A 25,466-nucleotide genomic window follows, 5' to 3' on the forward strand; every position below is an offset into this window, starting at 1 on the left:
GAAAATTTCGGATCTTTTATTGCTACTTTGCGAATTCGATTCATCCATGTTATAAGCTAAGGGCATTATAAATAACAGAAAACGTTTCTCGACTGGAAGTCTTAGCATTGAAGTGGAAGTAACCTTTAGTTCAATTTTTGATTTAGTGGAAAGGTTCATACAGAGTTAGTTTGTTTTGCCCCTCGAAAGTATAAATCCTGACAGAGACTTCTATATTGAAAAATTGACAACTTACCGCTCACATATTCTTGCTGAATATAATCTAATAATTCATTTGCATGGCTAGGTTTTTGACGTTTTTCCTGAATATAATGGAGTATTAAAACTTCAATTGTCACACACTCACCTTACATTTCTTGATTAGTATTTTTTCATTAACAATATAACATGGGTAATTAAGGAATTATCATTTTTTGAATATTTTAACTATCGACATTTTTATACAAAAATATTCCCCATAAAATTATGGATTAAGAAGATATAGAGTTACTCTAAGTAGGGTAAGCAGTCATTATTAAAAGATGATGATTTCGATTACTTTTTTCTTTTTGGAAGTGAAGTAGAGAAAGCAAACGGCTTATATTAACGATTTTTTTTTCCTTTTCTTGGGCCATATTAACATCATCCAACAGCAGCCTGGCAAGCGGTTTAGATGCAATGTCGGTTCAAACTCTGAGATTGTACTTTGAAGAGAAGTGCAAAAATTTGATTTGCTTTTCTAAAGCGTACTATCAACCTAACAATGAAAGCTGCCAAGGTACAAGAGTATGAAAACTCAAAGTACTAGGGCAGCTTCATGAAATAACAGAATAGGGATATTGGTGCAATTGCACATATTCCTGCTCAAGATAATAATCTCCTTGATATATCAGGGTTTAGAAAATCTATGAAAGAGGTCGGAGACTAGGAGCCTCCGACCTCTTTTTATACTTGAATTTTTTGTGCAGACAAGGGTGTTAAATGAAGTTCAGCTGCTTCCTTCTTGATTGAGAATATATAAGCACCTAAACCTAAAATAGCTGCAAAAATCAGCATCGCAATTGATGTACTGAAGTCCCCGCCTGATAAGTCACGAAGCCAACCCATGATATAGCTTGAAAAGCCACCCATAATATTTGTAAATCCTATCAGACCAGCTGCCCGGCCTGCTGTTTCGGGTGTTGAGTATTTTACCATGAGCATATTACTTAGATGGAACACACCGCCTTGGCATCCCATTGCCAGTCCCATACAAATCCCCGCAATAATTGGATTTGGGATGAAAACTGCTACTGTCAAAAAGACAGCTGTCATTGAAAATAAAATCGAGGCCATTAAACTTGGACGCCTCGTCTTGTCGGCCAGAAAACCGCAGGCTAGGACAAATCCTAAAGCAAATAACCAGGAGAGGGAAGTAATGCTTGACATCCCTTCTTTTTCGAATCCTTTAGCTTCGATAAGATAGGTAGGGAGCCAAATACTAATTCCGAAGAAAAGAAAAGAACATACAAGCATGCCAAACCAGACAATCCAGAAACGATAATCCTGAGTGAAACTCTTATTCACAGAGGAGTTTCCTTCCTTTTCTTCATCATCGGATTGACGGATGAAAGCCAGTTCTTCTTTACTAATTCGCGGGTGCTCTTCTGGTGTATTTCTTGTCATAAATATAAACATCGGGATATTAATAAATAAGTTGAAGGCCGCAAGCATAAAGAAAGCAGCTTGCCAGTGGAGAGAGGAAATAACAAGCACCAATACAATGGCTCCTATCGCCGGTCCTAAATAGTTTCCAGTAAGCCATGATGCCTGTGCACGTCCTAATTCGCGTTTGTTAAACCAGCTAGAAATGAATTTACCTGATACAGGAATCATCATCCCTTCGCCAAAACCAAGAATAACGCGGCTTACTAAAAACATTTCATATGAATTAGCGAGGCCTGACACAATCATGGTAAGTGTCCATACGAATAAACCGGCGATGGCTGTTTTTCGGGCACCTAATTTGTCAATGATGAAGCCCCAAAAAAGATTTGAAACTCCATAAGCAATGGTGAATACAAAAGAAAGAAGACCGATCTTTGCATTTTTGTCATCGCCTGTCATACCGAGTGCATTCAAGAATTCTGGATCTGTTTGAATGATGGAAATGCCAACCTTATCAATTTGTCCGAAAAACCAAAAGAAAAAAATTGGAACGGCAATATATAACCATCTTTTTTGCCCATTTAACATAATACCATCTCCTTGTCGATTTTTAAGCATGCTTAAAACACTTACCATCGAGTATAAGTGAATTACGGTTGCCCAAATCAAAGTAATTTTGTATATGTACTAGTTTTGATTTGCTCTTTAATGAGCTGTATCCCGCCTTTCTCCACAATACTGACAGATAGATATGCACTGGTGATGTTTTGCTAGGAAAACAAAGTTTTACTTTCTTAACGATAAAATAAATAGAATTGATTGTCAATTTAATATTTTAATAATTTTATATTTTTTGAATAAATAAACTTTTGTGATTTTAACATTTTTATAAAGATGTTTTTTATTTGAAAAAGTAAAAAGTCACGTGATTTGTAAGCGGTTTATTTCCATGGGTAAAATAAGTCTTTCTAATTTGTACTTGAAAGGATTGCAATTCTTGGACCGTGAGAATATAGGTAAGAAAACATCTATTGATGTAGGAGAAGAGTGCTTTCTTAGTCAACATGCAGAGGGAAACTTTCTGTTAAGGAAGAAAGTTGAAATCTTAAAAAGACCATAACAATTTATAGGAAATCACTGAGAAAGATTTTAAGGGATTTATCGAGGTACATAAGAATTAACATCCTGAATGGAAGAAGTTACTTGCCCTGATATTAATACTGCCAAACAAAAAAACTAGTATTGTCCATTTTTTTTGGTGATACAACAGAGACTAATTAGAAATGTGTATATGACTTTTTTGCGTCCAAAAAGGTTACTAAAACTTAAATCGAAAAATTCTGATTTATTCATATTGAATTTAAATTAAGAAAAATCTATAATTCATATATTAATAATGTTTTGTATATGAAATATTTATTACTGGAAATGATTAGTTAAATAGTAGAAAATGTTACTAGATAATACTAAATCAATATTTTACCTTCAGTGTATTAAATTTATATTTTTAGTAAAGTTTGTGTAGTTAACTGTAACTTTGGGAATAAGATGTTCTTCCCTCATTTACGACAATAAAACTGGCCCCCCCAATTAGTTTTATATACGGAAATATGTTTTAATTAAAAATATACATTAAAATCTATTTATTAGTGAAAGTGAAAAGATTGTGAGGTTAAAAAGGATGCCAATTTGTCAATTAGAAGAATACTCGATTCATTATCGGGAATCAGGAGAAGGAAAAGCGCTTGTTATTCTACATGGATTGGGAAATAATTCTCAATCTTGGGGACATCAACTCAGTCAGATGAAGGAAGAATTTAGAGTAATTGCTTGGGACGCACCTGGGTATGGTGAAAGTTCCGATCCAAAAGAAGAATTTCAAGAATTTTCCCAGTTTGCAGATGTATTGAAAGAATTCCTGGAGAGTCTGGGGCTGCACTCAGTTTACCTACTCGGGCATTCAATGGGATCGGCAATTGCAATCGATTTTACGAACCGTTTTCCAGAAATGGTAGAGGCGCTGATTATATCAGATGCGACACGTGGAGCAGCCGGAGTAAGTCCGGAAGAAAATAAAAGAAAGCTTCAGAGTAGATTACATTCTATCGATACGTTAAAGCCTTATGAACTTGCGAAAAAAAGGGTGAAAGCGTTAGTGTCGCCAAATGCACCAGTTGAGGTAGTGAAAGAAGCAGAACGAATTATGTCGCAAGTGCGACCGCCTGGATACCGGTCTGTTTCCTACTCTTTATCAAATTTAAACCAAATGGAGATACTTTCTTCTATATCTATTCCGACACTTGTTATGTGTGGAGAGCTGGATCAGGTCACACCGGTAAGTGAATCAAAGATTTTTCATGAATTGATTCCGAAATCAGAGTTTGCCATCGTTCCGAATACAGGTCATTTATGCTATCAAGAAGATCCTGGAGTGTTCAATAAATATGTCACTGAGTTTTTACAGAAACAACCGGTAGGTCAGAAATAAATGCTTACAAAAACAAAAAAGGAAATAAATAAAACAAGAAAATTTTCTAGGAAAACTGCAGAGAACGGTGGACATTTTACTGCATGTCCTTTCTAAGTTTCAGGTGATCTGTGATAAAGCTATGTTGAAGTCGGGGATTACATTTTTCTACTTTTTCTTAATCGATGAATGGTTGCATGAGATAGATTTCTAGTTTGTCTCTATCTTTTTTTATTTCAGTGTAGAAAAGATTAAAATAGTTGAAGGTATCTCCTCTGCATAGTTTTTTGCGACACCGAAATGTAATGAATTTACAACGGGAGGAATACTTGAATGGCAAGCGAAGAGAAAGAGAAGTATAGTGCTAATTCATTAGTAAGAGGATTGGAAATCATTAAGCTTTTTAATGAATCACAGCCGAGTTTATCGCTTTCAGAAATAGCGAAACAACTGGGAGTAAGCAGAACGGTACCATATCGTTTATTATTTACACTACAAAATATTGGGTACCTGTCTCAGGATGAACATACAAAACGTTATAATTTAACGCCAAAAGTGCTTGAATTGGGTTTTAGTTATTTAAACAGCTTGAAATTCCAGGAAATTGTCCAACCCTATATGGAGACGCTGCGTGATGAAATCGGAGCATCTTGTCATTTGTCCATCTTGGATGGTCAGGAAGTGGTATATGTAGGTAGTGCCCCAATCAGAGGTGTATCAGCTGTCAATGTGAACATTGGTTTGCGACTACCAGCACACGCATTAGCCAATGGGAAATTACTGCTGGCTTATCAGCCAAAAGAAATGTTAATGCAAATGTTCCAAATCACTAACCTCACTCCTTATACAGACAAAACCCTTACAGCGCCGGGGGAATTCCAGAAGCAGTTGGAAACTATTCGGCAAAAAGGATATTCGATGACAAGCGGGGAGTTTCACCCTGGTATCCGTTCTGTAGCGGCGCCGATATTTGACCGGACTGGAAAAGTATTGGCTGCTTTGAATGTCGTGGCAACAGAATCTGCTTATCAGGAAGATTTTATCGATAAAATTGCCTTGCCGAAATTACTGGAAGTTTCTCAACAGCTATCCTCTCATATGGGATACAGTGGAGGGAATATGTTTCATCAAAAGGACGTCTGAAAAAGCTGGATATAATCTGAAAAATGAATAACCTTTTTCAAAAGTGTGGGTACCCAGTCTTTATGGGTATTCACACTTTTTTTGTCGTTTTAAAAAAATTATGAATTTTAGAGATCCAGCCTCCTGTTGAATAAGGCGCTTGAACATTTGTTTAACAAAAGAGTTGTTTTGATTATAAGCAAAGTTTTAAATATTCTAAAAACTTACCTTGACAATGAAGGGTTTTCATTTTAGAATTAATTCATAGATAAAACAATGTTTTGCTTGTAAAACAGTGTGAGATTTAGAAACAACAAATAAGGAGGATTTTTAAAATGACAAATGAAACTTTTTCGGTGAAAGAATTTGAAAAAAAATATGTTGCACGCTTGGAAGACCGTACACTCGATTGGAACGTCTTAAAGTTCCAAGAGGAAATTGATCCAGCTTATAGACGTGCTCAAATGAGATATATTGGACGAGGTGCCACAGCGAATAATGATACAAATGTAATTGCAGGGGAACATTTTACACTAAGTACAATGGTGCTTCCACCGGGATGTGTCGGGCCGTTACATCTCCACGATGATGTAGAAGAAGTATTTTTCATTCTTGAGGGAGAAGTTACAGCCTTGATTCAAGAAGACAGCTACAGCGAAGTACATGAGATTAAATTGAGTGCAAGAGACTGCATAAGCAGCCCTCCGGGAGTGTATCGGGGAATTAGAAATGATGGGAAAGAAGAGGCGCGCATGCTTGTTATGCTTGGAGCGGTGAAGCCTAATTTGCCAACATATCCAGAAGGTAGCGAGCTTGAAGAATTACGAAAACAACGGTCAAAAGAAAGAGAAGCCATTATTAAAGACTGATCAACTAAAAGAAGAGGGGCACCTACATTATGAATAATAATGAGGCGCCCCTTTCGATTAGATTGTTAAAGGTGCGCAAGACAATCTATCAAAAAAACAATCTATTTAATGGGAGGCATAAAAAGATGCTTGGAATTACTCATTTACGGCATATTAGTTTGATTACTCCGAACTTTGAAGAACAGGCAAAGTTTTATGAGAAGGTTTGGGGCTTGGATAGAGTGGATGTTCCAGAAGAAGAGAATACAGTATATTTTCGCGGGGCTGGGCCAGAACATCATATTTTAAGCCTTTACAAAGGAGCAAAGCGTGGTTTGCACCACATCTCATTTGGAATGGTCGATAAAAACGCAGTGGATCGTGCAGCTGAAATATTAGAATCAAAAGGCGTGCGTATCATCGAGAAACCTGGGTATTTGGATGAAGCAGGTGCTGGTTATGGACTTCGATTTATTGATCCTGAAAACCGTGTTATTGAGCTTTCAGCATGGGTGGAAGTTCAAACGTCAATTTGGAACAAGAAAAATGTAGATCCTGTGAAATTGAATCATGTTGTCATGAATACAAAAAACTTAGATATGATTGTAGAGTTTTATACAAATGTACTTGGTTTTAAAGTTACTGATTGGAGCGAGCACCAAATGTCTTTCTTAAGGTGCAACCGGAAACACCACTCCATAGCATTCAACCAAGATGAACATGCTTCAGTCAATCATATTGCTTATGAGGTTGATTCTGTCGATGAACTAATGCGTGGTATAAGTAACGTTCGAAAAGCAGGACTGTCAGAACTTTGGGGACCTGGACGTCATGGGCCAGGAGACAATATTTTCTGTTATTTCCAGGACCCAGGCGGTTTTGTTATGGAGTATACATGCTATCTCGAAACGATTGAAGATGAATCTGAGTGGAGAGCACGTGTATGGAAACGAGTACCTCACTTAATGGATCAATGGGGTATTGCAGGGCCCCCGAAGCCTGAAGCCCGCAAAGCAATGGGGGGGGAACCGGATCTAGGCTGGGTGGATTCTAAAGTTGATGTTTCGTTAATGGGGGGGAAATGAGATCAAAGATAGAGTGGAAAAAGATATAATTCGCGGAATTCTTTACCTCCCATTGTCATCGGGCAAGACGTTATAGTTTCACTTGAGATGTAACATCTTGTTCTTTTTTAGCCCTATATCGTGTAAGAAAAACCTGTTATAAAAGGAGTGACGAGATGGATTTAGGCTTGAAAGGGAAAGTTGCTGTTATTATGGGAGGCACGTCTGGTGTTGGATTAAAAACAGCAGAAATGTTTCTAGGTGAAGGTGCAAAAGTAGCTATCTGCGGAAGAAGCAAAGATCGTATGGAAAATGCCCAAAGTCACTTGCTGTCATTTGGGGACAAAGAAGATATTTTTGCATCAACTTGTGATGTTACCTCTAAATCGGATGTGGATTCATTTATTAATGGCACTGCAGAAAAGTTTGGCGGGATCGATATATTGGTGAATGCAGCTGGACAAAGCGTGATGGGTTACTTTTTTGATATTACAGATGAACAGTGGCATGAACAAATTCAATTAAAGTTTTTTGCTATCATATATGCCGTTCGTGCTGCGCATCCACATCTAGTTAAAAGGGGTGGCGGGCGGATTATCAATATTAATGCAACGCTTGCAAAAGAACCTGAGCGTCATATGGTAGCGACGGCAGCAGCACGGGCGGGTCTTTTAAATTTAAGCAAAACGCTATCTCAGGAACTAGCCTTTGACAATATTTTGGTGAACTCAGTTAGTCTCGGATTGATACGGACTGATCAATGGGAGCGCAGAAGATTGAAAAACGCACCTGATATGGATCCGGAGGAATATTATGGCGATCTTGCGAAAAAACGGAATATTCCACTTGGCCGTGTAGGTGAGGCGGAAGAAGTCGCTAGTGTTATTGTATTTCTTGCTTCAGATAAAGCTAGTTATGTAGCTGGATCGACGATTGAAACTGCAGGAGCAATCGGTAAAGCGCTTTAATAATATACTTAAAAAAGGTAGGATAACAATATGAAAAAACAAGAAGAAATAGAGTTTACGACCGCCGATTCCATCGTAAAAGAGCTAGTGCAAGCTGGCGTAGAAGCTGCTTTCGGGATTGTCAGTATTCATAATATGCCTATCTATGATGCGATTCTTAGAGAAGGAAGCATTAAACTCATCTGTTCACGTGGAGAGAGCGGTGCAGTCAATATGGCCGATGGTTATGCACGTGCGACTGGAAAACTAGGTGTAGTAATTACTAGTACAGGTACAGGAGCAGGAAATGCAGCAGGTTCATTAGTAGAAGCCTGGGCCGCTGGTGTTCCCCTTCTTCATCTTACCGGCGAAGTCGCTTCAACATATCTAGGAACAGGTAGAGGATACATACATGAATGTAAAGACCAGCTCTCGATGATGAGCGGTGCTTGTAAAAATGCTGTAAGGCTTAGAAATCCGGCACAATCAGCTGCAGTTGCAAGAAAGGCGATTCAAGAAGCGTTAACTGCGCCAACTGGACCAGTTACATTGGAAATTCCAATTGACTATCAATCGGCAATTATTGAGGATATTTCTCTCGATGGAATACAAGTTGCAACATCTGAAAAACAATCAACGGCATTTATTCCTGAACAAGCCGTGGAAAAAATGGTTGAAGCGCGCCGTCCAGTGATTTGGGCCGGAGGTGGTGTCATAAGTGCTAATGCTTCGCAAGAGCTGCAAAAATTGGCGGAAATTCTTGGTGCGGCAGTTATAACAAGCCAATCAGGAAAAGGTTCGATTCCCGAAAACCACGAACAATGCATAGGACATTTCGCGGCTTATGAGTCCACAAAAGAGTTTTTGGAAAATTCAGATTTGTTAATCAGCGTAGGTGTTCGTTTTAGAGGGAATGAAACGTCCAACTGGAAAGTACCAGTACCTGAAGAGCATATTGCAATCGATGCAGATTTGCAGGCAATTAACCGTAACTATAAGTCGACAATAGGTTTGGTTGGCGATGCGAAAGATATGTTAGCAGCCCTCATTCAAAAGCTTGAAGAAAAATCAGTTTATGCAGATCCTTCTTATGTAAGTGAAGTCCGTTCACTTAGAAATGAAGTGCGCGCACAACTGCGTGCAACGCTTGGACCTTATGAGAAATTTGTAGATGGCATGAGAGAAATTTTGCCGAATGATACCATTATTGTTCGAGATGTTACTGTTCAGGCAAACGTATGGGGCAGCCGTTTATTTGAAATTTATGAACCGAGAACCTCTATTCATGCATCTGGTGGCGGAATTGGTCAAGGCCTGCCAACAGCTATTGGCGCACAAATGGGCTGCCAAGATAAAACAGTTGTGCTGATGGCTGGAGACGGCGGTTTTATGGTTAATGTCGGGGAAATGGTTACTGCAGCTGAAGAAAATTTACCTGTTATCATAGTATTATTTGATGACTCAGGCTACGGTGTTCTCCGCAATATTCAAGAAGCTGCCTATGGGCGCCAGGTAGCAGTTGATTTATTGAGTCCAGATTTTGTGAAACTTGCTGAGTCCATGCACTTCGATGCTGTACGGATTGGTTCTGGAGATGAATTTGTAAGCGAACTGAAAAAAGCAAAAGAAAGACGTAAGCCTTCAATGATCGTTGTTGATATGGAAGCTGTGGGACCAATGGCAAAGCCGTTTGGTGGACCTCCAGGAGCAGCCGAAGCATTTAAACCCAAAAAACTTTAATGGAGGATTGAGAATGATTTCGACATATCCGGTTGTTTCAGGTAAATACCTTATTAATGGAGAATGGAAAGAAATAACAGAAACAGTTGATGTAATCAATCCCGCAAACACGTCAGAAGTAGTCGGCCAAGTGGCAATTTGTTCTGAGGAAATCGTAAATGAAACGATAGAAGTGGCAGTGAAGGCTTATGAAACCTGGTCTCGCTCTGATGTAAAGGACCGGGCTACCCGGATGAATACAGCGGCAGAGGAACTGGCTAAAATAATTGAGGAAAGTGTCACAGTTTTTGTTCGAGAAAATGGAAAAACGCTTGTTGAAGCTAAAAAGGATTTACTACGTTGTGTTGAGGTCATGAAGGGCTGTGCAACAGAGGTACTTAACTGGTGGCAACCAGAAGTGCTCCCAGGAAATCAAAATGTACAAGTCAGAAGAAGAGCGAGAGGTGTCACGGCAATTATCACACCGTGGAACTCTCCGATGATTTTGACATTTAAACGAGTCATACCAGCGATTTTAGCAGGCAATACTGTTGTTGTGAAACCTGCTACAAATTGTCCGTTAACGATAATGACTTGTTTAAAAGTGGTAGCTGAACATTTTCCGCCAGGAGTCATTAATATTGTGTCTGGTTCAGGAAAAGCAATCGGAGACACACTTTGCTCTGATTCTCGTGTGCGTACCGTTGCTTTTGTAGGCAGTACAGAAACTGGAAAAGAAATTATGAAGAAATCAGCAGGAAATCTACAAAAAGTTTATATGGAACTTGGAGGTAATGATCCTGCTATTATTTTGGAAGATGCCAACATGGATGAAGCAGCAATCAAACGTTTGAGAATGGGTATTTTACGAGCTGCAGGCCAAGTATGCTCTGCTGTTAAACGAGTGTATGTCCATGAATCACGCTTTGACGAAGTTGTGAAAAAATTAACCAAAGAGTTTGGCCGAGTCGTGGTTGGTGATGGCATTCAGCCGGATGTAACAATGGGGCCATTGAATAATAAAGCACAGTTTGACTATGTGAATGAGTTGATCGAACGTACGGCTAAGTCTGGTGGAAAAGTAGTCACTACTGGGATTCAACTTAATCCAGAAACATGGGATCAAGGTTATTATATGCTTCCTTCTATTATTACAGGAGTCGATCAGCAAAGCGAAGTGGTCCGGGTCGAGCAATTTGGACCAGTCATCCCTATTTTGCCTTTCTCTGATGTTGATGAAGCGGTAAGGTTAGCGAATGATAGTGAATTTGGTTTGCGTGCGTCTGTTTGGACTGTGAATGATGAATTAGCTATAGAGATGGCCGATCGTCTCGAAGCAGGAGCGGTTTTCCATAATAACCATACCGTTTTCAGCGAATTGGCCCTCGATTTTCCTGGTTTAAAAGAAAGTGGTGTTTCCCGCGAAACGAGACATTGTGGACTTGAATTCTTTGCAGACTCATATGGGTTTGCTGATTGAGGAAGGATGAAATTACATGAAACTAGGGCTAATTGGATGCGGTAATATCGGAAAATTTCTGCTTCAGGCAATAAATAAAGACGGACTTCTTCCAGGAGGGAAAATCGTTTCGATTTATGCACGCCGTGAAGAAATAGCAACTCAACTAGTTGAAGAATTTGGGACACAGTCGTATAGTGATGTTGACTCTCTCCTTAATTCAGATGTGGATTTAGTCATAGAAGCAGCGACAATTGAAGCTGCTGAAGAGCACGCATTGAAAGTGATAAAAAGCGGAAAAAATCTATTATTAAGCAGCATAGGTGTAATGGCCGATGCTGCTTATGAAGACAATATTAAACGCCTCTGCCGAAAAAATAACGTTAATATTTTCCTCCCGTCCGGTGCAATCGGAGGTCTCGATGTACTTAAATCGGCAAAAGCAGTTAATGGGCTTGAATCCGTGTGTATTACAACGAGAAAACCGCCTAGCGCGTTGCCTGCAGGTTCTTCATTAGAAGAAGAAACGGTATTATTCGAAGGTTCTGCTGCGGAAGCAATTAAGCAGTTTCCGAGAAATATTAATGTTGCTATTGTATTGTCTTTGGCTGGTCTCGGGTCTGAAAAGACTAAAGTGAAAATCATTGCCGATCCATATGTATTGAAAAATATTCACCTTATTGAAGCGTCAGGTTCATTCGGAAAACTTAAACTTGAAGTAGAAAATGATCCAATGCCAAACAATCCGAAAACGAGTTACTTAGCTGCGTTAAGTGTATTGGCTACTCTGCAAAACAAAGAAAAGAGTGTTCAAATTGGGTAATAATTGATTTAAGTCATGTCATGTTCATAGAGGGGAGACTACAAGTATGCTTAAAACTGATAAATCCATAGAAGAAATGTCGAAAGAGCAAGTTGTTAGCTATTTGAACGAAACGGTCAAACCAGAGGAAGGAGTAATACCTGCTTACCTGCTAGGCAATCAAACGGTTTACGATATAGAACATGAAAAAGTATTTTTGAAAACATGGGTCTTTGTCGGTCATGAATCTGAAGTCCCGAACAAAGGAGACTACATGACACGTGACCTCGCCGGATATTCGATCATTATTACACGTGATAATGAAGGGGAAATTCGTGCTTTTTATAATATGTGTACCCATCGTGGAATGAAACTTTGTAGGGCTGACAAAGGTAACAAGACTTTATTTACGTGTCCATATCATGGATTTAACTTTAAAAACACAGGAGAGCTTGTGGGTGTGCCACTTCAAAAAGATATTTATGGCGGGACGCTTGATCGTTCACAAATGGGGCTTCACCAAGTGAAGCTTGAATCCTATAAAGGTCTTTTATTTGGAACATGGAATGAAGATGTAGAGCCGCTTGAAGAGTTTCTAGGTGATATAAAATGGTATTTAGATATCCTTGTAGGACGGGCAGAAATGGAAGTAATCGGGGTCCCTCAACGATTTGTTGTTAGTTCTAACTGGAAAGTAGGTTCTGATAACTTTGTTGGTGATTCCTATCATACGATGGTCACACATGGTTCAATTGCAAAACTAGGCATGGTACCCAATGCAACGTATTCAAAGCGTGGTTTTCAAATTCATACGGAAAACGGACATGGACTAAACTTAGGAACACCTAACCCTGATTTTGCTTTCCCGGAAGAATTGAAAAATGAATTTAAAAGTAATTTGTCAGAAGAACAATATGAAGTGTTATCAAACTTAAAAAATATGATTGGAAACGTTTTCCCGAACTTATCATTTTTAATTTCTCATACAAAAATTAAAGACCAGTTTATCTCTAACACTTCAATTAGAATGTGGCGGCCAATTGGTCACAATAAGATGGAAGTAATCGCTTGGATGCTCGTTGAAAAAAACGCCTCTCAAGATTGGAAAGATCGTTCAAGAGATTCGTTTATCTTGACGTTTAGCCCATCTGGCATTTTTGAGCAAGATGACACGGAAGTATTTACGGACATTACTGAAGCCGCCCAGGGTCCGATGCCTTTTCTAAAGAATTTAACTTACAATTATACAATGGGTCTTCATCGCGAACCTGTTGATTTTATCGGACCAGGTGTTGCTTACGATGATAAATTTACAGAAGCAAGTCAACGGAATTTTTATAAATACTGGTTGGAATTAATGACGAAATGATAAGCGGGAGGGGGAAGAAAAATGAAAGTGGAAGAAATGCTTGTTAAATGTGAATTTGAACAGTGGTTGTATGATGAAGCACAATTACTTGATGATATTGAATTTGATGAATGGTTCGATCTAATGCATTCGAGTTTGTGTTATCAAATGCCTGTACGTGTCAATAAGGATGGAGTTGAACGTCCGGATTATTCAACTAAAATGTTTACATTTAATGATGATATTGAATTACTTAAGCTCCGCGTAGATCGTTTGAAAACGGATTATGCATGGGCGGAAATTCCTCCTTCCAGAACGCGGCGTTTTGTCAGCAACGTGCGTGTTAAAGACTTTGTTGAAGGTGAAAAGGCAGTCGTTAAGAGCTATCTACTTATCTATCGAAGCCGTAGCACGGATATTCAACACGATTTGATTTCGGGGGAACGAAATGATGAATTCATATTCGAAGATGGTAAATGGAAACTTTCCAAACGGATATTCATTGTTGATCAAACAACAATAAATACAAGGAACCTCGCTATCTTCGTATAACAGTAAGTATCGTAAAAAAGATAACATGGAGGTTGGTTACAATGGCAATGGCCTTAAAAGATAAAGTAGTGTTGATTACTGGTGGTAATTCGGGTATAGGAGAAGCTGTCACTCGACGTTTTATACAAGAAGGGGCAAAAGTCAGCATTATCGGTCGCTCTATAGAAACGCTAAAGAAAATGAAAGAGGAATTTGGTGAAGAAATTCTCATTAACCAAGGAGATGTAAGTAAATACGAAGACAATGAGAAGGCTGTACAGGCCACTGTTAAGCAATTTGGGAAGTTAGATGTTCTCGTCGCTAATGCAGGAGTCTTCGATGGATTTGCTAAATTTGCCGACGTAACTCCCGATGCACTTTCCGAAGCATATGATTTCCTGCTCAATATTAACGTTAAAGGCTCTTTCTTCGGTGCGAAAGCAGCACTTGAAGAACTGCAGAAATCTAATGGCAATATTATTTTTACTGTATCTGGTGCAAGTTTCTATCCTGATGGAGGTGGCGTTTGGTACACAGCAAGCAAGCACGCTCAAATCGGATTAATGCGCCAACTTGCGTTCGAACTCGCTCCAAATATTCGGGTAAATGCTGTAGCGCCTGGTGGCACACTGACAGCATTATCGGTCATTCCACCTCTGCGCCCATTTGTTAAAGTCGTGGATAATGATACGAAAGCAAGCAGCATTAAAAAAAGAAACCCACTTCAACTTGCCCAGTTGCCAGAAGATCACGTTGCTGCGTATGTACTGTTAGCTTCTGACGAAGCGCGCGCGATTACCGGTGAAGTCATTTCTAGTGATGGTGGATTGTCAGTGCGGGGACTTGGCTGAATGAATGTTAAAAATAAATAGACTTTAGAAATGAGGTTTATAAACATGACTGATTCACTATTAGGCAATAGAAATATTAATCAGCTTGCATTTGTTGTAAAAGATATTGAATCTGCTAATGTAGCTTTTACAAAATTGTTAGGCATTAAAAAGGTTGAACCATTTCTAACTGGTGACAGTACTGTTTCGAAAGTGATTTTTAAAGGTGAACCAACAGATTCAAAATCTAAGCTGGCTTTTTTAAATACACCTACCGTACAATTCGAACTCATTGAACCTGATAAAAATCCAGGAACAATGCGTGAGTATTTGGATACAGCAGGTGAAGGAATTCATCATATTGCTTTTGATGTTGACTCTATCCAAAAGAGGCTCCTTGTGATGGGAAAAAGTGGATACCCAGTATTGCAAACAGGTGAATTTACTTCGAGTGAAGGCCGATACGTGTATGTAGATACACTAGATGATCATAAAACGCTAGTTGAACTGCTTGAGAGTGCAGAACCGAGGCAAACAGAATGGGAAAAACCGGAGGATGACAGCGTTCAGCCGCTTTTAGGGACTAACAAAGTAGAACAGCTTGCAATTGTTGTTAAAGACCTTGATGCGACAGCAGATGCCTACTGTAGATTGCTAGATATGGAAAAACCATCGATCATTCACTCTGGTTCCCCTGAGGTAACAAATGTGTTTTACAAAGGGAAGCCTACTGAAGGTAAATCGAGATATATGTTTTTCAATACGCCATTAATTCAAATAGAATTGATCGAGCCGGGCGATTCACCGAGCACGTGGAAGCATCATCTTGAAACGTATGGTGAAGGAGTTCACCATATCTCGTTTGTCGTTGAAGACATGGATGAGAAAATGAAGATGTTGGAGAAAATGGGTTATCCGGTCATTCAGACAGGTAACTTTTTTAACGGAAAAGGCCGATACGCCTATATGGACACGACATCGACATATAAAGTGATTATTGAATTGCTAGAACGTTTTGATACATAAATGTCATATAATCACCAGGTAAAATAAGTGCTCATATGAAAATGTCTGAACACTTAGGACTTACATAATGAGAAATTATCAATTCTCAGTGAAGCATTAATTTGGAAACATAGAAAATCTGTACAAGAATGAGTAAATAGAAAAAGCTTATGAAATAGCCAGATTTTCTACAACCAAATTAGCTCTGAGAAGAAACTGGAACTTAGAAAGGAGAGAAAACGAGGGGAAATGGCTAATTATACGATTGTTGATAAAGAAACTTGTATTGCTTGTGGAGCATGTGGAGCTACAGCTCCTGAAATTTATGATTACGATGAAGAAGGTATTGCGTTTGTTACATTAGATAATAATGAAGGAACAGCCGTCATACCTGATGAATTAGAGGAGGATGTGCTAGATGCTTTAGAAGGATGTCCAACCGAATCTATAAAAATAGCCCAAGCTTCTTTTGATGGTAATCCTTTTATACTAGAGATATCTTAAAATGGTCTCAACTAGTACCAAGTTTATATGATTCCTTAGAATCATGTTATTTTTTTAGTAAGGAAAGTAAAGTCGCTATTACATTGAAAAGTATAAGGCGGGTATTTACAGTTTTTACACATTGTATTTTGTTAGCACTTGTCAGGTAAATGAGGAAATATCTCTAGAAACATGGCAAGTCCGCCCTTCAAGATCTATAGATACATGACCAAAATGGAAGAACGATTAATTCTAATAGGGTAAATTCGAGGTGATTACTGATGATAGAAGAAAAGAAGATTGATGATATTACAATTATTGGTGGCGGTCCAGTTGGTTTATTTACAGCATTCTATGGTGGAATGAGGCAAGCAAAGGTGAAAATCATAGAGAGTCTTCCTCAATTGGGAGGTCAACTCACCGCTCTTTATCCTGAAAAATTCATTTATGATATAGCTGGATTTCCAAAAGTACGGGCTCAAGAATTGGTAGAGAATTTAGAAGAACAAATGAAAGTATTTGAACCGACGATTTGTCTTGATGAAGCGGTTAAGCAGATTGAAAAGCAAGCAGATGGAACATTTAAAATCACTACAAACCTAGATACTCATTTCTCTAAATCAGTTATTATTACTGCAGGGAATGGAGCTTTTCAGCCTCGTAAATTAGAACTAGAGGATGCAACACAGTTTGAAAACAAGAATTTACATTATTTTGTGAATGACATGACTCGATTCAAAGGAAGAAAAGTAGCGATACTAGGTGGTGGAGATTCAGCTCTTGATTGGGCACTTATGCTTGAGCCAATCGCTGAAAAAGTAACATTGATTCATCGAAGAGATAAATTTCGTGCTCATGAACATAGTGTAAACCAATTGATGAATTCGTCTGTTGAAGTCAAAACACCATATGTTCCTTCGGAGCTGGTAGGAGCAGATCAAATCACTAAAATTGTTTTAGAACACACTAAGACTCAAGAAAAAGAACTAGTTGACATAGATGACCTAATTGTTAATTACGGTTTTGTTTCCTCTCTTGGCCCAATTAAAGAATGGGGTCTCAAACTTGAGAAAAATGCAATTATTGTTAATACCAAGCAAGAAACAAATATTTCAGGCATTTACGCTGCCGGCGATATTTGTACCTATGAAGGAAAGGTTAAATTAATTACAACAGGATTTGGTGAGGGTCCTACTGCAGTCAATAATGCTAAAGCCTATATTGATCCTAAAGCCAAAGTTCAGCCAATGCATAGTACTTCCTTATTCGCATGATTTACTAGTAGTGCATTAAATTGTAGTCTTAAAAGTGATTTTCAAGGGTAATGGTAAGGTAGTATTTTTTGACCATACCCTTGAATGTTTTCCTGTTCCAATTTTCTCAATGCTTCACGAACCGGTGTACGGCACAGTTAAATTGTTGGGCGATATCATCTTCCGTTAAACGATCCCCAGGTAAAAATACCCCTTCTATAATTGCATTCTTAACAACGTAAAATATTGATTCCCTTAAGGGTTTAGATGAATAATATTCAATTTGCTCTTTAATATACTGATAATGATTTGCTTCCATGGTGCTCCCTTCGAATATACAATTAATATACATGTAGCTTCTGGTATAAGTTACTATAACCAAATGCCGATACGTATATATGGGCACCCAGAGCCTTCTTGTTTCTAGGAATCGCATCATAATGTTGTTTTTTTGTCTCTGAATTCTTTTCTTCTTTTTCATTATGGAGGTCCTTCAGGAAAAAATGGTATTTTTCCTTTAATTATTCACAAAATATAATAGCTACACAAAATAATGTAAAAAAAGACAATATGAACATGGAGGGTGATTAGTAATGGAAGAAATATACGAAGAAAGATTTTGTGAAACTTGTAAAAAAGAGACAGTTCATACAGTAAGAGAAGATGCATTAGAAATAGAATATATCTGCAATGAATGTAGTCAGCACCAAGAGATTTTTAAGTCGTTTTTTTAGAAATTATTCCAATTTAAATTTGAAAAGAATTTGAGAATTTCTAAAATTTTTAGGCACTCTCAATCATAACTTTAAGATTAAATAGTATGAATTTATTTTGTACCTATGAAATTGAAATCTGCGGAGTGAGTGGTTAATGGCTACTAACTCTTTTTTTCTTTCTTTTTTTGTTTGGATATGACCTACCATTTTTAATGTCAATAAAAAATAACACCTTATTTATTATTTGCTTCCTTCGTAGGATAAAGAAAACCCAGATAAAGGGCGCTTTATTAAGTGTCCTTTATCCGGGTTTTAGTCCTCTGGTAGAAGCTCTTTTCTTTTTATTGAGCTGTATAACCACCATCCAACACAACAGCCTGGCCGGTGATGCCTCGGGCTTTGTCACTTGCGAGGAAAATGGCATAGTCGGCGATTTCGCTGACGTCGAGTAAGCGGTTTTGTGGGACGAGCGGATAGATAACTTCTTCCAAAACGCTTTCTAGTGGCACTTGTCTTGTTCTTGCTAGATCTTCCAGTTGGCCGCGTACGAGAGGTGTGTCAACGTATCCTGGGCAAAGGGCGTTTACTGTAATTCCCGAGGATGCGCTTTCAAGGGCGGCGACTTTCGTCAATCCAATTACACCGTGTTTTGCACTATTGTACGCTGCTTTATTAGCAAATCCAATCAGTCCATTAATGGAAGAGATATTAATGATTCTGCCGAATCCTTGTTCTTTCATAATGGGGAAAACGTTTTTAATTGCTATGAATGGAGCGGTTAGCATAATTTTGATCATCTGTTCGAATTTTTCAGTTGGGAACTCTTCAATCGGAGCAACATGCTGAAGGCCAGCGTTATTAATGAAAATATCAATTCGGCCATATTTCCTTTTGGTCTGTTTGATTAGTTGAATAATATCTTCTTCTTTTGTTACGTCTGCTTTAAAGCCGGTGACTTCCAAGCCTTTGTTTCTTAAATCTAGAGCTGCATCTTCAACTGTAATTTGATTAAGGTCTGAAAGAACGACCTTTGCTCCATTTTCAGCAAAGATCTTTCCAATTTCAAAACCGATTCCTCTAGCAGACCCCGTAATGATCGCCACTTTATCTTTAACCATATTACATTCCTCCAAAAAAAATGTAACGGTCTAAATCTGTCAAAAAGTTTAGTTTGATATATAGGGAATATTCATATGAAAGCAAATTTAAAATATCAAGGGAAGGTAATAAAAATATGGGGGGATGGTTATTGATTTAGAGTCTATCATAATTTTTAAAATAACAAAAGATTTTTATTTACTCTTAGGGTTGGCATGGATATTGCATGTATATAAGTTGAGTAAAATGTAGGAAATATCATGGATAAGAAAGGAGAAACGAAATGATCAAAAATATAGCAATTATCGGTTCAGGTGTAATGGGGAGTGGAATCGCTCAGTCATTTGCAGTAAGCGGGTATTTCGTCACTATCAACGATATTAAAGAAGAGTTTCTATCGAAAGCCCAAGATCGAATATCTGAGAATCTATCCCTGCTCATTGAAGAAGGTGCTATGACTGAACAGGAAAAGCAGGGTGCTGTATCTAATATTACATATAAGGTTGACTTGAAGGAGGCCGTCAGGGATGCTGACTTTATAATTGAGGCTATTCCGGAAGTCATTGAATTGAAGTTGGACCTGTATCAACAATTGGAGCAAATAGTGAAAGAGGATGCGATTATTGCTTCAAATACATCGACCTTCCCGATTTCTCGATTGATGGAGACTGCTTCGTTTGCGGACCGGATGATAATCGCGCATTTTTTTAATCCTGGGCATCTGGTTCCTTTAGTTGAAATTGTTCAGCATAATGAAACAAAGCCGGAAGTCGTCGAGGCTACACTTGATTTAATCCGAAAAATAGGCAAGTCTCCGATTCTTTTAAAAAAAGAAATAGCAGGATTCATTGCCAATCGTCTGCAAACTGCCTTGATGCGGGAAGCCTTTTATCTCTTAAAAGAGGGCGTAGCCACTGCTGAGGATATTGATACAGCCATTACAGCGGGACCTGGATTTCGCTGGGCGTTTACTGGGCCAATCGAGATTGCTGATTTTGGGGGACTTGATACATGGCAGCGCGTTTTTGATAATGTTGCACCAGAGTTGGACCAAAGTAAGCATGCCCCGATCATTATTCGTGATTTAGTGGAAAAGGGGAAGCTTGGGGCGAAGTCAGGTGAAGGGATTTTCACTTATGAGGAATCTACCGTTTCTCAGAAAATCAATGAGAGGGACCGTAATTTTATTAAACTAGGAAAATTAAAAATGGAGAAGGAGGAAGTAATATGAGAGAAGTAGTGATTGTAGGAGCAGCAAGAACACCAGTTGGTACCCTTGGAGGTAGTCTTGCCAATGTTTCAGCGGTTGAATTGGGAGTGGTAGCAGCAAAAGAAGCAATTAAGCGGGCAAATATTTCGGCTGACATGATCGATGAGGTATTGGTTGGGAATATTCTATCGGCCGGGTTAGGGCAAAATGTGGCACGTCAGGTTGCGATTCATGCAGGGGTCCCGGAAACAACACCAGCTATGGCCATCAATAAGCTTTGCGGGTCGGGGCTCCGTACGGTAATTATGGGGGCCCAATTCATAGCCCTTGGTGATGCCGATGTGATTCTTGCTGGGGGTATTGAAAGCATGAGCAATGCCCCGTATTTACTTCCGAATTACCGTTTTGGACAGAAGATGGGGAATGCCGAAGTCGTGGATTCAATGACTTATGATGCCTTAACGGATGTTTTTAATCAGTATCATATGGGTGTAACGGCCGAGAATATTGCGGCACAGTGGGAAATCAGTCGTGTAAAGCAGGATGAATTTGCTTTACATAGTCAGTTGAAAGCTGAAAAGGCCCAAATTGAAGGTCGATTTGTAGATGAAATCGTCCCTGTTGAATATAAACGCAGAGGAAAAACGGTCTTAGTTGATCAAGATGAACATCCACGCCATGGGCTAACGATAGACCAGCTAACGAAACTTCGACCTGCTTTTAAGGAAAATGGAACGGTTACGGCCGGAAATGCGTCTGGAATCAATGATGGCGGTGCGATGCTGGTACTGATGTCTAAAGAAAAAGCTGACGAGCTGGGACTGGAAATTTTAGCAACTATCAAGTCATATGCTAACGCTGCGCTTGATCCAAAAATCATGGGATACGGTCCAGTACCTGCGACAAAAAAAGCTTTAGCAAAAGCGGGATTGAAAATTGATGAAATTGATTTAATGGAAGTGAATGAAGCCTTTGCGGCACAGTCACTCGCTGTGCTGAAGGACCTTGAACTGGATCCAGACAAAGTGAATGTTAATGGCGGTGCGATAGCACTTGGCCATCCTGTAGGTGCTTCTGGTGCGCGGATTTTAGTTACATTATTGTATGAAATGAAGCGTAGAGGTGCAAAAACGGGCCTTGCTACTTTATGTATTGGTGGCGGGCAGGGTACAGCGCTGATTGTTGAACGGTAAAGGTGACTTGGCCTTATTTTCCTATGATATAATGGGTAAACATCAGAAGGATTAAGGAGAATAGGTATGGCCAATGATAATAAAACGGTTCAATTAGAATTAGTAAAAGCGATATTGGAAGAATTACCATTTGGGATTTTGGTAACGAAAAACGAAAAAGAAATCGTCCTATACAATCGCGTATTATCTGAGGGGTTTTCAGAGGATCAATTTGATCAGCAAACAACGTTGATTATTAAAAAAAATCTATTGTCATCTGTAAATACGCCTATTTATTTGAACGGTAATAATGTGATTGTTAGAAAAGAGATTGTTCAAGTGGCTGATGAGGAGTATCAATTTTATTTCCTGTTATTTACGAACAATAAAAATGATTTTCTCAATATTGATAATCATGAAGAAATCCTTTTTAAAGATATTATAGAATTTGCCTATGATGGTTTGGTTATGGTTGATACGGAAGGGTATGTACAAATGTTGAGCCATGCCTATGCTGATTTTCTTGGGGTCGATCAGGAAAGCTCAATTGGGAAGCATGTAACGGAAATCATCGAAAATACCCGTATGCATTTAGTAGCCAAAACTGGCAAACAGGAAGTCGCTGAATTACAAAAAATTAAAGATAATTACATTATTGCGACCCGTTCCCCGATTCTGAAACAAGGTAAAATCGTAGGGGCGGTCGGGAAAATATTATTTAAAAATGTCGGGCAATTTACTGCTCTTTCCAAACGGGTAAACTTATTGGAAATAGAGCTAAAAAAGTATAAAGGTGATTTTCGCGAGAGAAATAAAGCATCCTATACGTTTGATCATATTATGGGGAAAAGTCCTGCTCTTATGGAAGTAAAAGTACAAGCCAGAATTGCAGCTAAAAGTGACTCAAATGTGTTGATACTGGGTGAAAGCGGAACAGGTAAGGAGCTGTTTGCCCATTCCATTCATAATGAAAGCAGACGAGCCATGGGTGTATTCGTTAAAGTGAACTGTGCAGCTATCCCAGCAGAATTGCTAGAGTCAGAGCTCTTTGGCTATGAAGAGGGTTCTTTCACCGGTGCAAAAAAAGGCGGGAAGGCAGGTAAGTTCGAAGCAGCTGATGGCGGGACAATTTTTCTTGATGAAATCGGTGAGCTACCACTGCATATGCAGGTGAAATTGCTTCGTGTTTTACAAGAAAAAGAAATTGAACGGGTCGGTTCTACGGGCAGTGTTCAGATTGATGTACGGGTAATCGCGGCAACGAACCGCAATCTAGAAGAAATGGTTTCAAAAGGTGAGTTCAGGCTTGATTTGTATTATCGGTTAAAGGTCATGCAAATTCACGTTCCGTCCTTAAGGAAGCGATTAGTGGACGTTGAAATTCTGGTGAATTATTTTGTTGGAAAATACCAAAACCTTATGAAAAAGCGTGTACAGGGTATGAGTGATCAAGCTTTACGGCTACTTCGTCTCTATAAGTGGCCGGGTAATATTCGTGAGCTGGAAAATATCATTGAACGCGCGTTGAATATTGTTGAAGAAGAGGAAATGATAGATTCCAAGCATCTTCCTGAAGAAATAACGGGTCATAAAGAACTAGTCCCAATCCGCACTTTAGCCGAAGTAATGGAAGAAACCGAACGTGCTACAATATTTTCTAGTTTGGAAATGACTTCAGGTAATAAATCCGAAACGGCAAAGCGACTCGGAGTGAGTCGGACGACACTTTATGAGAAGATGAATAAGTATGGTTTATGAATTATGATTATAGAAAAGTACCCTGTGCATTTGCAACGGGTACTTTTTTATACTTTTGAACACCCTCTTTTAGAGGATTAATCTAGAGGTTTCGTAGTGGTCTTTATTAGGAAACTACGACACTTGTGTAAGTCGGCGAGTTTTCTTTGTTTGGAAATTTTTATGAATGTGTTAAGAAATCCGTTCATTAAACGAGAGGTAATTTGAATTGTGTATGAAAAGGCTTACAATTTTTTGGAGGTTATTAATAGAGTGTAAAGAAACCTGAACAGTTTTAGAGGATTTTAGCTTCTACAGTTAATAAAAAGGAGAGGGAAAATGATTTGAAATGCTTTAATAGATGAGTAATTTTAAATTTTAATTATGTTGGCACAATTATTGCATATGTATTTTGCTGAATGGTCAATCTGTCATTTTACAAAGGGCTACGATTGGGAAAATGGATAGGGAGCAATTTTAAAGTTTCATAGTTTGTTGAAAGCATTATCAATTGGGGGAAGTAGTAGTATAATCATTCAGCTTGACTTGGGGAAGGCAGGCTCGAATTGTAAAATCCGATTGAAAATGTGAATTTGGGGGCATAGGGAGAAGAGAAAAGGGGGAATTGTATTGGTGATTCAAATTTTAGCCATTGTTGTGGCTCTTGGACTTTTAATCTTTTTAGCTTATAGAGGTTATCCGGTCATTATTATAGCACCGCTTGTCACATTATTGGCGGTCATTTTATCTGGTGGTCATTTGTTACCGAGCTATACAGAGACATATATGACATATGCAGCAAATTATGTAAAATCATTCTTCCCAATATTTCTATTAGGTGCTATATTTGGGAAAGTAATGGAGATGAGTGGTGCAGCAGCATCTATTGCCAAGACCATCGTTAAATCACTAGGTTCAAAGCGGGCCATTCTTGCTGTAGTCCTAGCCTGTTCAGCGCTGACATATGGTGGGGTTTCACTGTTTGTTGTAGCCTTTGCAGTTTATCCATTTGCTGCAGCGATTTATAAAGAGGCGGATATTCCAAAGCGGTTATTGCCAGGAACTATAGCACTGGGTGCTTTCACTTATACGATGGATGCGCTTCCTGGAACACCGCAGATTCAAAACATCATTCCAACGAATTATTTTGGAACAGATACGTATGCGGCACCATTAATCGGAATCATTGGTGCAATCATGGTATTCACAGGTGGAATGATCTGGTTAGAACATCGTCGTAAACAAGCGTTAGCAAAAGGTGAAGGTTACGGGGAAGGACATACTAATGAACCCGAAAGTGGCGAACAGCAAAACCTGCCTAACTTTTGGCTGTCCATCGTACCACTTGTGCTTGTAGTTGCGTTCAACTTCGCTTTCAGTCGCAGTGCTATTTCCGTAAAGAACTGGTATGATGGCACGATGTTAAAGGAAACCTTCAATATCGCTGATATAAGCTCAGTAACTTCTTCTTGGTCTTTGATTGTTGCACTGACAATCGGGATCCTAGCAGCGATGCTTCTGAATGTTGGGCGCATAAAGGTCAAACTGGCAAGTGGTTTAACAGCTGCTGCAATGGGATCTTTGCTAGCAATCTTCAATACCGCTTCTGAGGTTGGTTTTGGAAATGTTGTGAAAACGCTTCCGGGTTTCTCTGTGATTCAAAATTGGGTGTTCAACGCAAGCAGCAATCCACTCGTTTCGGAAGCAGTCGCTGTCAATGTGCTATCAGGAATTACCGGATCTGCTTCTGGTGGACTTTCCATTGCATTAGAGGTAATGGGAAGTCATTACTTGCAGGTGGCACAAACTGTTGGGTTCAGCCCGGAAATGCTTCATCGTATTGCTTCCATGGCATCCGGAGGGATGGATACGCTTCCACATAACGGTGCCGTTATTACCTTACTTGCGATTACAGGATTGACACATCGGCAATCGTATAAAGACATATTTGTTATTACGATCTTGAAAACGGTTACAGTGTTCATCCTTGCTTTTTCAGCATCACTGTTTATTTAAAAGAATAAACTAG

Annotated in this window: 23 protein-coding genes; 19 read left to right on the plus strand and 4 right to left on the minus strand. The window is 38.9% G+C overall.

The window, feature by feature from the left end:
- Positions 1–155: 155 nt before the first annotated feature.
- Together yppF and NST21_RS12985 are read right to left on the minus strand one after the other, a co-directional pair.
- Positions 156–338, minus strand: coding sequence for a YppF family protein (yppF, locus tag NST21_RS12980; protein WP_082527320.1), 183 nt, complete (start codon positions 336–338; stop codon positions 156–158).
- 586 nt (positions 339–924) lie between these two features.
- On the minus strand, positions 925–2,214 hold the full coding sequence (locus NST21_RS12985; protein ID WP_057215545.1) for an MFS transporter: 1,290 nt from the start codon (positions 2,212–2,214) through the stop codon (positions 925–927).
- Positions 2,215–3,307: 1,093 nt separating this feature from the next.
- On the opposite strand from NST21_RS12985, the gene NST21_RS12990 reads away from it, so the two are divergent.
- The 14 genes from NST21_RS12990 (at position 3,308) to NST21_RS13055 (ending at position 17,525) form a co-directional block, all read left to right on the plus strand.
- Positions 3,308–4,114, plus strand: coding sequence for an alpha/beta fold hydrolase (locus NST21_RS12990; protein ID WP_340889474.1), 807 nt, complete (start codon positions 3,308–3,310; stop codon positions 4,112–4,114).
- 312 nt (positions 4,115–4,426) lie between these two features.
- Positions 4,427–5,236: an IclR family transcriptional regulator gene (locus NST21_RS12995; RefSeq protein ID WP_056519235.1), complete on the plus strand. Its 810-nt coding sequence runs from the start codon at positions 4,427–4,429 to the stop codon at positions 5,234–5,236.
- Positions 5,237–5,550: 314 nt separating this feature from the next.
- Positions 5,551–6,084, plus strand: a complete 534-nt coding sequence (locus tag NST21_RS13000; RefSeq protein WP_053345923.1) for a cupin domain-containing protein — start codon at positions 5,551–5,553, stop codon at positions 6,082–6,084.
- A gap of 29 nt (positions 6,085–6,113) precedes the next feature.
- Positions 6,114–7,148, plus strand: coding sequence for a VOC family protein (locus NST21_RS13005; protein WP_340889475.1), 1,035 nt, complete (start codon positions 6,114–6,116; stop codon positions 7,146–7,148).
- 155 nt (positions 7,149–7,303) lie between these two features.
- A complete protein-coding gene (locus NST21_RS13010) occupies positions 7,304–8,095 on the plus strand; it encodes an SDR family oxidoreductase (protein ID WP_053345925.1) in 792 nt (263 codons plus the stop codon).
- Positions 8,096–8,125: 30 nt separating this feature from the next.
- On the plus strand, positions 8,126–9,814 hold the full coding sequence (locus NST21_RS13015; RefSeq protein ID WP_340889476.1) for a thiamine pyrophosphate-binding protein: 1,689 nt from the start codon (positions 8,126–8,128) through the stop codon (positions 9,812–9,814).
- 13 nt (positions 9,815–9,827) lie between these two features.
- Positions 9,828–11,273, plus strand: a complete 1,446-nt coding sequence (locus NST21_RS13020) for an aldehyde dehydrogenase family protein (RefSeq protein WP_340889477.1) — start codon at positions 9,828–9,830, stop codon at positions 11,271–11,273.
- 16 nt (positions 11,274–11,289) lie between these two features.
- Positions 11,290–12,075, plus strand: coding sequence for an aspartate dehydrogenase (nadX, locus tag NST21_RS13025; RefSeq protein WP_340889478.1), 786 nt, complete (start codon positions 11,290–11,292; stop codon positions 12,073–12,075).
- Between the two features lie 46 nt (positions 12,076–12,121).
- The gene (locus NST21_RS13030) at positions 12,122–13,423 is read left to right on the plus strand and encodes an aromatic ring-hydroxylating oxygenase subunit alpha (RefSeq protein ID WP_340889479.1); all 1,302 of its coding nucleotides are present in this window, start codon (positions 12,122–12,124) and stop codon (positions 13,421–13,423) included.
- 21 nt (positions 13,424–13,444) lie between these two features.
- Positions 13,445–13,954, plus strand: a complete 510-nt coding sequence (locus tag NST21_RS13035) for an aromatic-ring-hydroxylating dioxygenase subunit beta (protein ID WP_053345930.1) — start codon at positions 13,445–13,447, stop codon at positions 13,952–13,954.
- A gap of 41 nt (positions 13,955–13,995) precedes the next feature.
- Positions 13,996–14,784, plus strand: a complete 789-nt coding sequence (locus NST21_RS13040) for an SDR family NAD(P)-dependent oxidoreductase (RefSeq protein ID WP_235569509.1) — start codon at positions 13,996–13,998, stop codon at positions 14,782–14,784.
- Positions 14,785–14,829: 45 nt separating this feature from the next.
- Positions 14,830–15,789: a VOC family protein gene (locus tag NST21_RS13045; protein ID WP_340889482.1), complete on the plus strand. Its 960-nt coding sequence runs from the start codon at positions 14,830–14,832 to the stop codon at positions 15,787–15,789.
- A 228-nt stretch (positions 15,790–16,017) separates the two neighbouring features.
- Positions 16,018–16,272: a ferredoxin gene (locus tag NST21_RS13050; RefSeq protein WP_340889484.1), complete on the plus strand. Its 255-nt coding sequence runs from the start codon at positions 16,018–16,020 to the stop codon at positions 16,270–16,272.
- Between the two features lie 260 nt (positions 16,273–16,532).
- Complete coding sequence (locus NST21_RS13055) at positions 16,533–17,525, plus strand: NAD(P)/FAD-dependent oxidoreductase (protein ID WP_340889485.1); 993 nt, start codon at positions 16,533–16,535, stop codon at positions 17,523–17,525.
- Positions 17,526–17,631: 106 nt separating this feature from the next.
- Here the strand turns inward: NST21_RS13055 and NST21_RS13060 are convergent, their stop codons facing one another.
- A complete protein-coding gene (locus tag NST21_RS13060; protein WP_340889486.1) occupies positions 17,632–17,823 on the minus strand; it encodes a hypothetical protein in 192 nt (63 codons plus the stop codon).
- Positions 17,824–18,097: 274 nt separating this feature from the next.
- Here NST21_RS13060 and NST21_RS13065 point away from each other — a divergent pair, with 274 nt between their 5' ends.
- Entirely contained in the window at positions 18,098–18,238 is a 141-nt protein-coding gene (locus NST21_RS13065; RefSeq protein ID WP_340889487.1) for a hypothetical protein, read from the plus strand.
- Positions 18,239–18,561: 323 nt separating this feature from the next.
- Here NST21_RS13065 and NST21_RS13070 read toward each other — a convergent pair whose 3' ends face one another.
- Positions 18,562–19,338 (minus strand): 3-hydroxybutyrate dehydrogenase, encoded by a 777-nt coding sequence (locus NST21_RS13070; RefSeq protein ID WP_340889488.1) that lies wholly within the window; start codon positions 19,336–19,338, stop codon positions 18,562–18,564.
- A gap of 263 nt (positions 19,339–19,601) precedes the next feature.
- Here NST21_RS13070 and NST21_RS13075 point away from each other — a divergent pair, with 263 nt between their 5' ends.
- From NST21_RS13075 to NST21_RS13090, 4 genes are all read left to right on the plus strand, one after another.
- Positions 19,602–20,549, plus strand: coding sequence for a 3-hydroxyacyl-CoA dehydrogenase family protein (locus NST21_RS13075; RefSeq protein WP_340889489.1), 948 nt, complete (start codon positions 19,602–19,604; stop codon positions 20,547–20,549).
- Positions 20,546–21,721: an acetyl-CoA C-acetyltransferase gene (locus tag NST21_RS13080; RefSeq protein WP_340889490.1), complete on the plus strand. Its 1,176-nt coding sequence runs from the start codon at positions 20,546–20,548 to the stop codon at positions 21,719–21,721. Before NST21_RS13075 ends, NST21_RS13080 begins: the two co-directional genes overlap by 4 nt.
- 66 nt (positions 21,722–21,787) lie before the next feature.
- Positions 21,788–23,458 carry a sigma-54 interaction domain-containing protein gene (locus NST21_RS13085; protein ID WP_340889491.1) on the plus strand — a complete coding sequence of 557 codons (1,671 nt, stop codon included), beginning with the start codon at positions 21,788–21,790 and terminating at the stop codon, positions 23,456–23,458.
- A 609-nt stretch (positions 23,459–24,067) separates the two neighbouring features.
- Positions 24,068–25,453: a GntP family permease gene (locus NST21_RS13090; protein ID WP_340889492.1), complete on the plus strand. Its 1,386-nt coding sequence runs from the start codon at positions 24,068–24,070 to the stop codon at positions 25,451–25,453.
- Positions 25,454–25,466: the final 13 nt, after the last annotated feature.

It is taken from the genome of Peribacillus sp. FSL K6-1552 (assembly GCF_038005205.1).
Taxonomy (GTDB): domain Bacteria; phylum Bacillota; class Bacilli; order Bacillales; family DSM-1321; genus Peribacillus; species Peribacillus butanolivorans.